Origin of the sequence: Brevibacterium sp., from assembly GCF_052105255.1 — a bacterium.
Lineage (GTDB): Bacteria > Actinomycetota > Actinomycetes > Actinomycetales > Brevibacteriaceae > Brevibacterium > Brevibacterium linens_B.
Genome location: NZ_JBQDYQ010000067.1, coordinates 1 through 14,267 on the forward strand (window position 1 = coordinate 1; position 14,267 = coordinate 14,267).

Sequence of the window (14,267 nt, forward strand, 5' to 3'; positions counted from 1 at the left end):
CAGACGGCACTCCAGACGATGTCGTAGACCGCCGGGAGAAGCGGGTTCTCCGCGGAGGCGACGATGTTTACCGGAGTCATCTTTCAGTCCTCTTCGAGATCAGGGCAGGAAGAACGGGGTGGCGATACCGATGAGGGCCAGGGCCTCGATCAGAGCGATACCGAGGAACATGTTTCCGCGCAGGGCGCCGGCCATTTCGGGCTGACGAGCGGTTCCTTCGATGGTCTTGCCGATGACGATGCCGAGACCGACACCGGGGCCGATTGCGGCGAGGCCGTAACCGATCGTCGAAACGCTACCTGAGACTTCGGCGAGCATATCCATAGGATGCTTTTCCTTTCATAATGAAGCCGGGTGGTTGGCCCGACCGTGCAACTCGAGAGTTACGGTTCTTGGGGCGCGATCTCAGTGTTCGTCAGAGATCGCGGCATTGATGTACACACACGACAGAAGAGCGAAGATGTAGGCCTGCAGCACGACGATGAGCATCTCCAGGATGAAGACGAACATGCCGCCGGCGAAGGTGACGATGCCGAAGAACTGGAATCCGTTCGCAGCGTCGAAGAGGAAGAAGCTCGTGGCGGAGAAGCAGAGGACGAGCAGGAGGTGGCCGACCATCATGTTCGCGAAGAGTCGGATCGCCAGAGTGAACGGCTGGGTGACGAACTTCGTGATGAACTCGATCGGGATGAGCAGGATGTGCATCGCCGGCGGAACGCCGGGCAGGATGAGCGAATCCTTGAGGTAGCGGCCGAGGCCCTTCTCCGCGATGCCGGCCCAGTGGTAGGTCACATAGACCACGAGGGTCAGCACGATCGGCATACCGATGACACCGGTGCCCGGCATATTGAGGAACGGAATGAGCTTCGTGACGTTCCAGAAGAGGATGCCGAAGAAGATCGCCACAATGAGCGGCATGAACTTCTTGGCCTTCTCCTTGCCCATCGTGTCTTCGGCGATGCCGACGGTCACGAATTCCATGGCGAGCTCCATGCTCGACTGGAAGCGGGACGGGATGAGCTTCATTCGCTTGGCCCAGACGGCCAGCAACACAACGACGGCGACGGTGGCGATGATGCGGATGAGCATCACGCGGTTCATTTCGAACGGTGTGCCCTCAAAGAGGAACGAGGCTGGAAAGAACTCAGCCATCGACGGAGCGTGGAAGCCGCCTTCTGCAGCACTGACTGTTGTGTTCGCGGCGTTGAGTGTTCCCACGTTTTTACTACTCTCCCATGGTCAAGGGCCCTGATGGCCTGGCCTTGGCCCCGCGCTGATGGCGAGGCTTGAGGTTCAGAAGCGACAAAGGGCGAAGATCCGCCCAAGCACCGGGTCTACTCTACCAACTGTAGAGAGCGACCGACAAATTCATCAGGCTTCTCTGTGCAATTTCTGTCAACGATTTTATACGACACGTCATTCGTCTCTGGCCCCACCTCTCGACGTGTCTCCGAACTGCGCGGCGACGAGGCTTCCAGCGCCTATTTCGCCTCCGGATCGACATAGGGAACGCGTCCCCGGACCACGGTGATCGCCTCGACGAGCGAGGAGCCGATCACCGCGACGACGATCGTGAAGAAGGCGACCGTGCCGTCGAGCCAGGTCGCATCCTTGATGCGCCAGATGACGATCATGAAGATGAAGGCCTTGAACAGGAATCCGATGCCGAGGAACCCGGCGATCGCGGTCAGTCCCATATTCCGTCCCACGTACATGACGACGAGGGTGATAACGATGAAGACCGCGGCCAGTCCCCCGCCGACGGCTCCGCCGACGAGTCCCGTCATCCCCGAGACCAGCCAGCCGATGCCCATTCCGAGCGCCGCGACGACGAGGACGAGGATAATGCCGCGGATGAGCAGCGTCCTCCACACGCGGGTCCAGGCTGCTTCGACTTCGGTCTCTTGGCGCGGTGTCGGTTCGGTCACAAGATTTCCTCTCTGGCTTTCTGACGCATGCGAAGCGGATAGAAGGTGACGATGAGGGTGACAGCGACCAGTGCGCCGATGACACAGGCGGAGAACAGCCAGCCCTTGAAGAGGAGCAGCACAGATCCGAAGGCGATGAGCGCCGTCCAGGTGTAGAGGATGAGGACCGCACGCGCATGGGAATGTCCCAGCCGCAACATCCGGTGGTGGAGGTGTTTGGCATCGGCGGAGAACGGAGACTGTCCGGCTCGCAGTCGACGCACCACAGCGAGTCCGAGGTCGAGCAGCGGCAGGAACATCACCGCGACCGGCAGGATGATCGGCATGAAGGTGGCGAACGCTCGCTCCTGCCCGATCAGTGCCGGGTCGACCTGACCGGTGACTCGGATCGTCGAAGCGGCCAGCAGCAGGCCGATGAGCATCGACCCGGAGTCGCCCATGAAGATCCGGGCCGGATTGAAGTTGTGCGGCAGGAAGCCGAGACAGGCGCCGACGAGGATCGCGATGATGAGCGAGGCGAGGTTCGCATACGACTCCGGTGAGGCGTCTCGAGCCAACCAGTAGGAGTAGATGAAGAAGGCGCTGCCGCCGATGGCGACGACTCCCGCGGCGAGGCCGTCGAGGCCGTCGACGAAGTTCACCGCGTTGATGGTCACGAGGACGACGAGGACTGTGACGATGATCGACATCCGCGGAGAACCGATGATGACCCCTCCGAAGGGTATGGACAGCAGCGCCACTCCCTTGATCGCCATGAAGCCCGCGGCGAGTGCCTGGCCGGCGAGTTTCGCCATCCAATGCAGGTCCCAGATGTCATCGATGACTCCGAGCAGACACAGCAGGCCGGCGGCTCCGGCGATGCCGACGATCGGTCCCGGTTCGACGAAGATCCGATTGAGGAAGGGCATCTGGGAGGCGAAGATGAGACCGGCCAGCAGCCCGCCGAACATCGCCACTCCGCCCAGCCTCGGCGTCGGAACGGAATGGACGTCGCGGGCACGCAGCGGTGAGAAGATCTTCCCTCGTTCGGCGACCCGTTTGACCATGGGCGTCAGCAGGTACGCCACGAGGGCGGAGACGATGAGGATGAAGAGGTAGGCGCGCACTCAGCCGTCCAGGTCGATGAGCTCGGGGACGATCTCGCGCAGCTCCTCGGCGGTGATCGGCCCACGGCGCAGGATGCGAGGCACGTCACCGCTGAGGTCGATGATGGTCGAGGACATCCCCGATTCCCGCACTCCCCCGTCGACATAGATGTCGACGTCGTCGCCGAGCATCTCCTGCGCTTCATCGGCGGTCCGAGCTGCGGGCTGTCCGGAGATATTCGCGCTCGACACGGCCAGCGGTCCGGTGCGGGCGAGCAGAGCCAGGGCCGATTCGTCGTCGGGCATGCGCACGGCCACGGTTCCGTGGGTGTCGCCGAGGTCCCAATCGAGGGAGGGCTGGGCATCGGCGATGATCGTCAGCGGTCCGGGCCAGAACTTCGCCGTCAGCGCCAGCACGGTCTCATCGACCCCATAGACGAGACCGAAGATGGTCTCCGCGCGTGGCACGAGAACCGGAGGCGGCATGTCCCGGCCGCGGCCCTTGGCAGCGAGCAGTGCCGCGACCGCCGAAGCACTGAAGGCATCGGCGGCGATCCCGTAGACGGTATCGGTGGGAATGACGATCAGGTTGCCTGTGTCGACGACTCGCGCGCACTCGTCGAAGACGAGCTCACGGATTTCGGCTTGGCTGACGTCGAATCGTCTCGACACGAGTTCTCCGTTTCGAATGTTCGGTGTGGGCTCGGTACTGGGTCGTGCAGGACACGGATTCGTCCCCGCGCCTCCTACGCCTGGCGGCGTGCCACGGTATAGCGGTCGCGTCCAGTGTAGTCCTGGAATGTGGCGGCGTGTCTCAGACTGGCCGTGGCCTCCAGCAGTTCCCGTGCATCGGCGCCCTGATCCTCGCTGTGTTCCATGAGGAAGAGCCCACCGGGTCGCAGCAGCTGCTCGGCCTCGCTGATGATGAGCCCCGGTATCTCCAGACCCGTGTCTCCGCCGAAGAGCGCGGCCGCCGGGTCATGGTCGGCCACCTCCGGGTCCCGCGGGACAGCGGAATCGGGAACATAGGGCGGGTTCGTCACCACGATGTCGGCACGCCCGCGCAGATCGGGCCGCGCCTGGGTGATGCTCGTCGCATCTGCGCCGATGAACTCGACTCTCGACTCGCCGAGGCGGCTGTGCTCGAGGTTCGTCAGCGACCAGTCGAGGGCGGCGGATTCGCGTTCGACGCCGAGGACGTCGACGCCATCGAATTCGGTGGCCACGGACAGTGAGATCGCGCCCGACCCGGAGCAGAGATCGATCACGATTGGACGTCGAACCTCCTCGGTCTCGATCGTCGAGTCAGGCGTGGAGAATTCGGAGAGTTCGGCGAGGACGCTGCCGACGAGGAGTTCGGTCTCCGGACGGGGGACGAAGACCCCGGGGCCGACCTGCAGCTGCAGGTGACGGAAGTAGGCGATGCCGGTGAGGTGCTGCAGCGGTGTCCGCTGCCGGCGCCGATCACAGAGTTCGGCGAATCGTGCACTCACGGAGTCCGGCACCGGGTCGTCGAAGAGACGGTGGCGGTGCAGCGCTGCCCGGTCGATCTCCCATGCGTGGCAGAGCAGCTCGAGCGCATCGGCTTCGGGACTCGCGATTCCCGCCTCGGTGAAGAGTGTGGTGGCCCCGCGCAGGAGATCGGAGACGAGCCTCGGCCTGTCGGTATCCAGGTCAGTCCCCCAGCGCGTCGAGGCGAGCGGCCTTGTCGGCGTCGCGGCAGGACCCGATGACGGGATCGAGTTCGCCTGCCAGCACCTGATCGAGGTTGTAGGCCTTGTATCCGGTGCGATGATCGGTGATCCGGTTCTCCGGAAAGTTATAGGTGCGGATGCGTTCGGAGCGATCGACGGTGCGCACCTGAGACCGACGGATGTCCGCGGCCTCCGCCGCGGCCTCTTCGGCCTGCTTGGCCAGAATCCGGGCGCGAAGCATGCGCATCGCTGCCTCCTTGTTCTGCAGCTGCGACTTTTCGTTCTGACAGCTTGCGGTGATTCCGGTCGGCAGGTGGGTGATGCGCACAGCGGAGTCGGTGGTGTTCACGGACTGGCCGCCGGGGCCGGACGACCGGTAGACATCGATGCGCAGATCGTGTTCGTCCAGCTGAACCTCTTCGGGCTCGTCGACTTCGGGGAAGACGAGCACGCCGGCTGCTGAGGTGTGGATGCGTCCCTGCGACTCGGTGACCGGGACCCTTTGGACCCGGTGCACTCCGCCTTCGAACTTCACCCAGCCGTAGGCGCCGTCGTTCTTCGCCTTGACTGCCATGGTGACGTCTTTGTATCCGCCGAGATCCGAATGCGTGGCGTCGAGAATCTGGCTCGACCAGCCCCGCGAGTCGATCCACCGCTGATACATCCGCAGCAGATCGCTGGCGAACAGTGCGGATTCGTCTCCGCCTTCGCCGGCTTTGATCTCGATGATCGCGTCTCGGGAGTCGTCCGGGTCGCTGGGAACCAGGAGATCCTTGAGCTCACCCTCTGCCGTGTCCATCTCCGCCGACAGCCGCTTAGCCTCGGCGGCGAAATCGGCGTCGTCCGCGGCCAGTTCCACCGCGGCGGCGTGGTCGGCCTCGAGTTGGGCGAAGTGCCGGGCGGCCGCGGCGACCTTGTCGAGTTCCGCGTACCGCCTGGTCAGCTTCTTGGCCCGGCCGGCGTCAGCGTGGACCGCGGGGTCGGAGAGTTCCTCCTGCACCCGCGCATGCTCATCGAGCAGTGCTCTGACGCTGGCCGTGAGTGTGTCATCGACCATCTCAGCTGTTGTCGGTCGACGACTTCGGCAGCGGAGTCGTCTTCTGCACCTGCATGAGGAACTCGACGTTCGAGCCGGTCTCCTTGAGCTTCGACATGAGCAGCTCGACTGCCTGCTGCTGCTCGAGTCCCGAGAGCAATCGGCGCAGCTGCCACATGACCTTCGTCTCTTCCGTGGTCATGAGCATCTCTTCGCGACGCGTGCTCGACGAGTTGACGTCGATGGCCGGGAAGATGCGCTTGTCGGCGAGCTGACGGCTCAGACGCAGCTCCATGTTGCCGGTGCCCTTGAACTCCTCGAAGATGACTTCGTCCATCTTCGAACCGGTCTCGACGAGAGCCGTAGCCAGGATGGTCAGCGAGCCGCCGCCTTCGATGTTGCGTGCAGCACCGAAGAACTTCTTCGGCGGGTAGAGCGCATTGGCGTCGACACCGCCGGAGAGGATCCGACCGGATGCCGGCTGGGCGATGTTGTAGGCACGTCCCAGGCGCGTGATGTTGTCGAGCAGCACGACGACGTCGGAGCCCATCTCGACGAGACGCTTGGCGCGTTCGATGGCGAGCTCGGCGATCGTGGTGTGGTCATCGGCCGGACGGTCGAAGGTCGAGGCGATGACTTCGCCTTTGACCGCGCGCTGCATGTCCGTGACTTCCTCGGGACGTTCGTCGACGAGGACGACCATGAGATGTGCTTCGGGATTGTTCTCGGTGATCGCGTTGGCGATCTGCTGCATGATCGTCGTCTTGCCCGCCTTCGGAGGCGCGACGATGAGTCCGCGCTGTCCCTTGCCGATGGGGGTGATGAGATCGATGAGGCGGGTCGAGTGCAGCTTCGAGGTGGTCTCGAGACGCAGACGCTCCTGCGGGTAGAGCGGAGTCAGCTTCGAGAACTCGACGCGGCTGCGCGCATCGTCGACGGTGAGTCCGTTGACGGAGTCGAGACGGACGAGGGCGTCGAACTTCTCACGCTTGTTGCCCCGCTGTTCGTTCTCACGCGGCTGACGGATCGCGCCGGCGACGGCGTCGCCCTTGCGCAGACCGTTCTTGCGCACCATGGAGGCCGAGAGATAGACGTCGTTCGGCCCCGGCAGGTAGCCGGACGTGCGGAGGAAGGCGTAGTTGTCGTGGACGTCGAGAATGCCGCCGACGGGAATGAGCACATCGTCGTTGCGGATCTCCGGCTCGTCGTTGCCGCGGCCGCGACGCTTCCGGTCCCGACCCCGGCCGCGACGGTTGCCGCCGCGGTCGTCATCGTCGTTGTTGCGATTGCGACGATCGTTGCGGTCGTTGTTGCCGCCGCGGTCGTTGCGGTACCCGCGGTCGTTTCCGCCGTCCCGGTCATTGTTGCCCCGGCCGTTGCGGTCGTTGCCGCCTCGATTGTCGTCAGAACGGTCGTTGTTCTTGCCGCGACGATCGTTGTCGCGTCCTCCGCGGGATTCACGGTCGGAGCGGTCCTGGTTGCCGGATCGCTCCTGGTTCCCGGAACGATCCTGGCCGCCGCTGCCGCCGGAGGCGTCGTCGCCGCTGCCGTCGCGCTCTTCGGCGCGGGATTCCGCGGCCTGGGGCTCGGAGCCCCGGGAACGCGAACGGCTCCGGCGCGAGCGCTGACGGTCCTGGTCGCCGTTCGATTCGTCGGAGGATGCTCCCCCGGTCTGCTGTGCACCGGACTCGTTCGCCGGCGAGTCGTCGGAGTTCGGTTCGATGATGAGCGCCGGAGCGTCCTCGGATACGGAAGCGGCGGAGCGACGCGAGGAGCGACGGTTCGCCGACTCCTGCTTCTTCGCGTCCTGCTTCTCGGCCTTGGCGGCCGGTTCTGCGGCGGGCTTCTTCTCGGTGGGGGCGGACTTCTGCTCAGCGGATCCGCCCGAGTGGCTGTTGATGGCGTCGATCAGTTCGCTCTTGCGAAGGCGACGGTAACCCTTGATTCCCAGCCCGGCAGCCATTTCCTGGAGCTGAGGCAGCCGCAGCGCTGTGAGGCTGCCAGTGCGCGGGGTGGAATCCTGAGTGGTGGTTTCAGACACGAAGGTCCTTCTCCCTCTTTCGGCCGTGCGGCATGTGCCGTTTGCTCACGGCGACGGAAACACCATTGACGGTGCGTTGTGAAAGAAAACCTGCTAAAGAATGAGCAGGAGATGTTCCAGAATCTCTGACATCGGCGACGGATCTGTGTAGAACAGCGGGAAGCCGTGCCCTGTCGGAACACCAACAGTCTACTTGTTCGGAGACGTTCTGGCGAATCGTTTCCTCAATTTTCTCGGCTCACCCGATAACCGCCGAGGTCAATCGCGGTGCGCCGAGCGACGATGCCTGCCGGCACGAGGGTGTCGGGCACCGCCTCGGCGAGGACGAGCACCGTCGGCCCGGCTCCGGAGATGACGGCCGGGAATCCCTCGGCGCGCAGGGAGTCGACAAGCGCCATTGACTCCGGATAGGCGCTGCGGCGGAATTCCTGATGGAGCTGGTCTCGAGTGGCGTCGAAGAGCACCTGCGCGTCGTTGCTCAGTCCGTGGACGAGCAGTCCGGCCCGAGCCGAGTTGTCCGCGGCGATCGCGTGATCGATGCCTGCGGGAATGAGTCCTCGGGCGACCTCGGTGTCGAGGCGGACGGAGGGAACGAGCACGGTGACGTATTCGAGCGTGCGCACGGGCACCTGCCACGACTTGACCGGCGCAGACAGGGAGACGGTGAGACCGCCGTAGATCGTTGGCGCCGCATTGTCCGGATGGCCTTCGATTGCGGTGGCGATCTCGAGGATCCGGTCGCGACTCATCTCCGCTCCGGTCGACCAAGCTCCGAGTTCCGCCGCGAGGCCGATCCCTGCCACGACTGCGGCCGCCGAGGAGCCCATGCCGCGGGAATGAGGGATCCGGTTGACGCACTCGAGCGACAGCCGCGGACACAGATCGGCCGCGACGTCGGGGAATTCCGCCTCGAGCACCTCACCGATGATCCTCATGATCAGGTGCGAACGGTCCCGCGGCAGCACCTCGGCGCCCTCCCCCGTCACCTCGACGCAGCGGTCAGCGTCGACCGCTGCGTCTTCGACGGTGAGAGTGAGGGTGTCGACGATGTCGAGCGCCAGCCCGTACGAGTCGTAGCCGGGCCCCAGATTCGCCGAGGTGGCCGGGACCTCGAGTCTCACGCGCACGCTCAGCTGTCCTCGAGTCCCAGCGCGCGTGCGGCGCTGACGGCGTCGACGGAGACCCGCTGGGTCTCGATATCGGATCCGTCTGCGGTGTGCAGGGCCCAGCTGGGGTCCTTGAGACCGTGACCGGTCACGGTCACCGCGATGGTCGCATCAGCAGGGACACGACCGGCGTCGGCCATCTTCAGCAGACCCGCCACCGAGGCGGCCGAACCGGGTTCGACGAAGATGCCCTCTTCGCTGGACAGGATCTTGTGGGCGGCGAGGATCTCGTCGTCGGTGACCGAATCGATGAGACCGCCCGAGTCGTCACGCGCCGTTTCGGCCTGCGTCCAGCTGGCGGGATTGCCGATGCGGATGGCGGTTGCCACCGTGTCCGGTTCGTCGACCGGATGCCCGAGGACCAGCGGTGCGGCACCGGCGGCCTGGAAGCCCCACATCTGCGGCAGCTGCGTGGAGACCCCATGTTCGCGGTATTCGTTGTAGCCCTTCCAGTACGCCGTGATGTTGCCGGCGTTGCCGACGGGCAGAACATGGATGTCGGGGGCGTCGCCGAGGACATCGACGACTTCGAAGGCCGCGGTCTTCTGACCCTCGATGCGATCGGGGTTGACCGAGTTGACGAGGTGGACCGGGTAGGACTCCGAGAGCTTGCGGCACAGCGTCAGACAGTCGTCGAAGTTTCCGTCGACTTCGAGCAGAGTCGCTCCATGGGCGATGGCCTGGCTCATCTTCCCCGGCGCGATCTTGCCGGTGGGCACGAGCACAGCACAGGTGAGTCCGGCCTTCGTGGCATAGGCAGCTGCCGATGCCGAGGTGTTGCCCGTCGACGCGCAGATGACGGCCTTGGCGCCGTGGGCGACGGCCTTCGTGATCGCCATCGTCATGCCCCGGTCCTTGAAGGACGCGGTCGGGTTGAGACCTTCGTACTTCACCCATACCTGGGCACCGGTGCGTGCGCTGAGCTTCTCCGCCCTGATCAGCGGGGTCCCGCCCTCACCAAGAGTGACGGCAGGAGTGTCAGCGGAGATGTCGAGGAGGCTGCGGTATTCCTCGACGACGCCCTGCCACTGGTGTCTGGGGTAGTTCATAGTCACTGTCCTTCTACGCGGATCACGGATTTGACGGTGTGCACGACTGGCAGATCGACGAGTCGATCGACCGTCTTCTGCAGAGTCGAATCGGTGTTCGAATGGGTGGCCAGCACTAGCTTCGCGTGCTGGACGCCGTCGTCGTCGATGTCTCCGATCGTCTGTCGCATGAGCTCGATGGATGCCCCTTCGTCGGCGAAGACCTCGGAGACCGCGGCGAGCACACCGGGACGGTCGAGCACGTCGAGGGTGATGTGGTACCTGGTCGTGATCGCCGAGATCGGCAGGATCGGGTAGTCGTCGTGGAAGGGACGTTCGTACTGTCCGCGTCCGCCGAGCACCTTGCGCCTGGCCACGGACACGAGGTCGCCGAGCACTGCCGACGCCGTCGGTGCTCCCCCCGCGCCCTGTCCGTAGAACATCAGCTCGCCGGCGGCTTCGGCCTCGATGAACACGGCGTTGAAGGCACCGCGGACGGCTGCCAGTGCGTGTCCTCGGTCGAGAAGCGCCGGATAGACGCGCGCCGAGAGTCCGGCGCCCGCCGGTGATGAGGCCACGCGTTCGCACACGGCGAGGAGTTTGATGACGAAGCCCTGGTCCCGGGCGGTCTCGACCATCTCGGCGGTGACGCCCTCGATGCCTTCGACGTGGACGTCATCGATCGACACGGGGGCGTGGAATGCCAGAGAGGACAGGATCGCAGCCTTGGCCGCCGCATCGTGTCCGCCGATGTCAGCGGTCGGATCGGCCTCTGCGTATCCGAGCCCTTGGGCAGCGGTGAGCGCCTGGTCGAAATCCCAGCCCTCGGAGTCCATCTGATCGAGGATGTAGTTCGTCGTGCCGTTGACGATGCCCATGATGCGTTCGATCCGGTCGCCGGCTAGCGAATCGCCGACGGGTCGGATGATCGGGATGGCTCCTGCCACAGCCGCTTCGTGCTCGAGGCGCACGCCAGCGGCGTCGGCAGCGGACATGAGCTCGCCGTAGCTGGCGGCCAGCAGCGCCTTGTTCGCAGTCACGACCGATGAACCCTGGCGCAGCGCTGCGGCGATGAGCGAGCGGGCGGGTTCGATTCCGCCCATCAGCTCGACGACGATATCGGCTCCGGCGATGGCCGCCTCGGCGTCGGTCGTCAACAGTTTCTCGTCGATTCCCGGACGGGCCGTCGAGGCATCGCGGACGACGATCGCGCTCAGCTCCAGCGGAGCGCCGATGCGTTCGGCCAGGCCCTCTGCGCGGTTCTGAATCCTCGCGGCGACCTCCGTGCCGACGACTCCGCATCCGAGCATGGCAACCTTGAGTGCCTGCATTTCCTCACCTTTTCCGCTCTTGTCTCTCACACTCACCAGTTCGACGCCTCTCCCCCGGCCATTCCCGGGTCCGTGGCGAACATCTGCGTGTGGTCTTCGGGGGTCACGATCCACTCAACTCTATCCGCCTCGACGGCCAGCACGCCCGGCCGGGGCAGATGGTTGTAGTTGTTGGCCAGCGACCGGCAGTACGCTCCGGTGGTCGGTACTGCAACGAGGTCACCTGCAGTCACGTCGGCGCCCATGTATTCGTCGCGGACGATGATGTCACCGGATTCGCAGTGCTTGCCGACGACCCGCACGATCGCCGGCTCGGCGTTCGAGTTCCGGTTGGCCAGGGTGCACGAATAGTCCGCGTCGTAGAGCGCCGTGCGGATGTTATCACTCATTCCCCCGTTGACAGCGACGTAGGTCCGAGTCCCGCTGTCCGTGCTCACTTGTTTGACGGTGCCGACCTCGTAGAGCGTGAACACCGCCGGGGAGACGATGGCCCGACCGGGTTCGATGGAGATCCTGGGGACGCTCGTGCCCAGGCCCCGGCATTCCTTGGCCACGACGGCGGCGAGCTCTGCGGCCATCTCCGCGACCGGGATCGGGGTGTCCTGGGAGGTGTAGCGGATGCCGAAGCCGCCGCCGAGGTCGACATCGGGCAGGTCGATGCCGTGTTCGCCCATGATCTCGGCTCGGAACGCGAGTACGCGGGCGGCGGCGACCTGGAATCCGGAGATGTCGAAGATCTGCGAACCGATGTGGGAGTGGAGACCGTCGAGACGCAGGTGGTCGGATTCGGCGACCAGACGAGCGGCCCGGGCGGCGGTGCCGTCGGCGAGGGAGAGCCCGAACTTCTGGTCTTCGTGGGCCGTGGCGATGAAATCGTGGGTGTGGGCTTCGACGCCGACCGTGACTCGCAGCATGACCGGGGCGACCGTTCCTCTGGCCGCAGCAATGGTTTCCAGACGTGCGACCTCATCGAGGCTGTCGACGAAGATCCTGGCCACGCCGTAGTCGAGGGCGTATTCGAGCTCCGCCGCCGATTTGCTGTTTCCGTGCAGCCCGACGCGGTCGCCGGGGACACCGGCGGCGCGGGCGATCATCATCTCGCCCAGGGAGCAGGTGTCGAGGCCGAGGCCTGCCTCATGCACCCAGCGGGCCACAGCTGTGCACAGGAATGCCTTCCCGGCGTAGAACACATCGGCTCCGGCCAGGCCCTTCTCCACGGAGAAGGCGTTGGAGAATGTACTCAGGTAGGCCTCGGCACGGCTGCGGAAGTCGGCGACGTCCATGACGAGAGTGGGGGTTCCGTAGCGTTCGGCCAGGTCCGTCACGGAATGACCGGCGATCGTGAGCACACCGTCATCGGTCTTCGTGACGTTGTCCGACCACAGACTCGGCAGCAGCGCATTGACGTCATCGGGATAGGGCAGCCACACCGGGGCCGGTGTCGCGTGCAGGGTCCCTGCGATATGTGCGGGCATCAGATCCTCTCCGGGGCCGAAGCGCCCAATTGTCGTAGTCCTGCGGCGAGGACGATGATGACGGCTCTCAGAGCGAAGAGCCGGGAGGCATGGGTGACGGTGATGTCCTCATCGACCGTCGGAGTGACCGGACAGCGGCGGATCCAGTCTTCGACGGCATCGCCGAGGTCGAGGAGAGCGTTGACGAACAGATCGTTCTCGCCGAGGCGGCGCGAGCGTTTCAGCGCTGACGGCAGACCCGCCACGGCATTGAGCATTCGCGTCTCGCTCGGATCCTCGAGTCTCGCCGCGTCGACGGCCTCGGACGGGATTCCCGCCCGGTGCGCCCGCCGCTGCTCCCGGCAGGCGGCGGCATGGCCGCGCTGCAGGCTGTTCACCGCGACCGGGTCGACGTCACGGTCGTGGTCGCCGGCGACGGGCGCCAGTGCCGATTCCCGGTCCGCAGCGGCGAGCAGCGTGCGCAGCGGCGACCCGTCCTGTTCCACGACCTTGATCGAATCGGTCTCCCCCGCTGCGGTGATGATGTCGCTGAGCACATGTGCTCTGCCAGCGGGAGTGAGGGTCACGTTGACGAAGCCGGGCTCGGCGATGACGGCATCCGCCACCCCGGTCAGGGCGCGCAGTTCGGTGCACAGATGTGCGGCGAGCTCGGTCCGCTGCCCGGGCGCAGCGGCGGCGCGCAGCGCCAGGGGCGTCGTCCAGTCACCGAGCTCGGAACGGTTCGGAGCCAGGACGTCGATCTGCATGGCGAACCCCGGTTCGACGAGGCCTGCCTCGGCCGTCGCCAAGGCGCGAGCGAGTGCAGTCTGCAAGTCTTCCGGGGTCACTCGAACAGAGTACTCGGGCCCGGACGGCGAGGACGAATCCGATGTCATCTTCGCTCTCATGACGAGACGGAGGCCCGCCGGACCTCAGATGGCGCCGGGTCGGCAGGCGGCGTGGCTGACGAAGAATTTGACGGCCACCGAGGCGAGCACCACGACGAATGCCGGCCACATGCTGTCGAAGCTCTGGAGGAGAAAGGCGAAGATCAGCGGGCCGGTGGCCGCAAGGAGATACCCGCCGCCCTGCACGAAGCCGGAGAGGGAAGCCGCCGCCTCGGCGTTTCGCGCCCGGAGGGTGATGAGTGTCAGGGCGAGTGGGAACGTGGAGATGCCGATGCCCAGCAGCACTGTCCACAGCACGGGAGCCGCTGTCGGCAGCAGCCACAGACCCAGGTACCCCACGGCCAGGCTGAGGCAGAAGCCGATGACGATGGGATAGGCCGAGGTCATCTGGTGAGCCAGGGTCGGCAGGACGAATCCGAGGACGAGAGGGATGGCGGTGACCAGCGCGAGCATCGCCCCGCCGAAGGCAGCATCGAACCCGGAGCGGGTGAGCAGACCCGGCAGCCAGGTGAAGAGGATGAAGTTGTTGAACGACGTCAGACCCGTCATCGTCATCAGCGCCCAGGCCCGAGGGCTGCGCAGAAGGCGGGAGAGCT

Annotated in this window: 13 protein-coding genes and 1 pseudogene; all 14 read right to left on the reverse strand. The window is 65.3% G+C overall.

Annotated features, from left to right (window positions below):
* Positions 1-99: 99 nt before the first annotated feature.
* The gene (gene atpE / locus ACTIIH_RS14185; protein WP_441452550.1) at positions 100-324 is read right to left on the reverse strand and encodes a F0F1 ATP synthase subunit C; all 225 of its coding nucleotides are present in this window, start codon (positions 322-324) and stop codon (positions 100-102) included.
* 81 nt (positions 325-405) lie between these two features.
* Positions 406-1,152, reverse strand: a complete 747-nt coding sequence (gene atpB, locus ACTIIH_RS14190; RefSeq protein ID WP_039211199.1) for a F0F1 ATP synthase subunit A — start codon at positions 1,150-1,152, stop codon at positions 406-408.
* Positions 1,153-1,481: 329 nt separating this feature from the next.
* Complete coding sequence (locus ACTIIH_RS14195) at positions 1,482-1,928, reverse strand: hypothetical protein (RefSeq protein ID WP_441452552.1); 447 nt, start codon at positions 1,926-1,928, stop codon at positions 1,482-1,484.
* Positions 1,925-3,034, reverse strand: coding sequence for an MraY family glycosyltransferase (locus ACTIIH_RS14200; RefSeq protein WP_441090348.1), 1,110 nt, complete (start codon positions 3,032-3,034; stop codon positions 1,925-1,927). Before ACTIIH_RS14200 ends, ACTIIH_RS14195 begins: the two co-directional genes overlap by 4 nt.
* The gene (locus ACTIIH_RS14205; protein ID WP_441090347.1) at positions 3,035-3,685 is read right to left on the reverse strand and encodes an L-threonylcarbamoyladenylate synthase; all 651 of its coding nucleotides are present in this window, start codon (positions 3,683-3,685) and stop codon (positions 3,035-3,037) included.
* Between the two features lie 74 nt (positions 3,686-3,759).
* Complete coding sequence (gene prmC, locus ACTIIH_RS14210; protein ID WP_441452566.1) at positions 3,760-4,686, reverse strand: peptide chain release factor N(5)-glutamine methyltransferase; 927 nt, start codon at positions 4,684-4,686, stop codon at positions 3,760-3,762.
* A gap of 1 nt (position 4,687) precedes the next feature.
* Positions 4,688-5,764, reverse strand: a complete 1,077-nt coding sequence (gene prfA, locus ACTIIH_RS14215) for a peptide chain release factor 1 (protein WP_441452554.1) — start codon at positions 5,762-5,764, stop codon at positions 4,688-4,690.
* Between the two features lies 1 nt (position 5,765).
* On the reverse strand, positions 5,766-7,784 hold the full coding sequence (gene rho, locus ACTIIH_RS14220) for a transcription termination factor Rho (RefSeq protein ID WP_441452556.1): 2,019 nt from the start codon (positions 7,782-7,784) through the stop codon (positions 5,766-5,768).
* Between the two features lie 224 nt (positions 7,785-8,008).
* Positions 8,009-8,911, reverse strand: a complete 903-nt coding sequence (thrB, locus tag ACTIIH_RS14225; RefSeq protein ID WP_441452558.1) for a homoserine kinase — start codon at positions 8,909-8,911, stop codon at positions 8,009-8,011.
* Positions 8,912-8,913: 2 nt separating this feature from the next.
* A complete protein-coding gene (thrC, locus tag ACTIIH_RS14230; protein ID WP_169252104.1) occupies positions 8,914-9,999 on the reverse strand; it encodes a threonine synthase in 1,086 nt (361 codons plus the stop codon).
* Positions 10,000-10,001: 2 nt separating this feature from the next.
* Positions 10,002-11,309: a homoserine dehydrogenase gene (locus ACTIIH_RS14235; protein ID WP_441452560.1), complete on the reverse strand. Its 1,308-nt coding sequence runs from the start codon at positions 11,307-11,309 to the stop codon at positions 10,002-10,004.
* Between the two features lie 32 nt (positions 11,310-11,341).
* Positions 11,342-12,784, reverse strand: a complete 1,443-nt coding sequence (lysA, locus tag ACTIIH_RS14240; RefSeq protein WP_441452562.1) for a diaminopimelate decarboxylase — start codon at positions 12,782-12,784, stop codon at positions 11,342-11,344.
* Positions 12,784-13,611: a DALR anticodon-binding domain-containing protein gene (locus tag ACTIIH_RS14245; RefSeq protein WP_441452564.1), complete on the reverse strand. Its 828-nt coding sequence runs from the start codon at positions 13,609-13,611 to the stop codon at positions 12,784-12,786. The genes lysA and ACTIIH_RS14245 overlap by 1 nt, the downstream gene beginning before the upstream one ends.
* 84 nt (positions 13,612-13,695) lie before the next feature.
* Positions 13,696-14,267, reverse strand: a pseudogene (locus ACTIIH_RS14250) (MFS transporter); the annotation flags it as partial.

What these genes read in the sequence shown, in the direction of transcription:
- prfA (WP_441452554.1), bottom strand. Translation starts at nt 5,764, where the DNA reads ATGGTCGATGACACACTCACGGCCAGCGTCAGAGCACTGCTCGATGAG.
- lysA (WP_441452562.1), bottom strand. Translation starts at nt 12,784, where the DNA reads ATGCCCGCACATATCGCAGGGACCCTGCACGCGACACCGGCCCCGGTG.
- ACTIIH_RS14235 (WP_441452560.1), bottom strand. Translation starts at nt 11,309, where the DNA reads ATGCAGGCACTCAAGGTTGCCATGCTCGGATGCGGAGTCGTCGGCACG.
- atpE (WP_441452550.1), bottom strand. Translation starts at nt 324, where the DNA reads ATGGATATGCTCGCCGAAGTCTCAGGTAGCGTTTCGACGATCGGTTAC.
- atpB (WP_039211199.1), bottom strand. Translation starts at nt 1,152, where the DNA reads ATGGCTGAGTTCTTTCCAGCCTCGTTCCTCTTTGAGGGCACACCGTTC.
- thrC (WP_169252104.1), bottom strand. Translation starts at nt 9,999, where the DNA reads ATGAACTACCCCAGACACCAGTGGCAGGGCGTCGTCGAGGAATACCGC.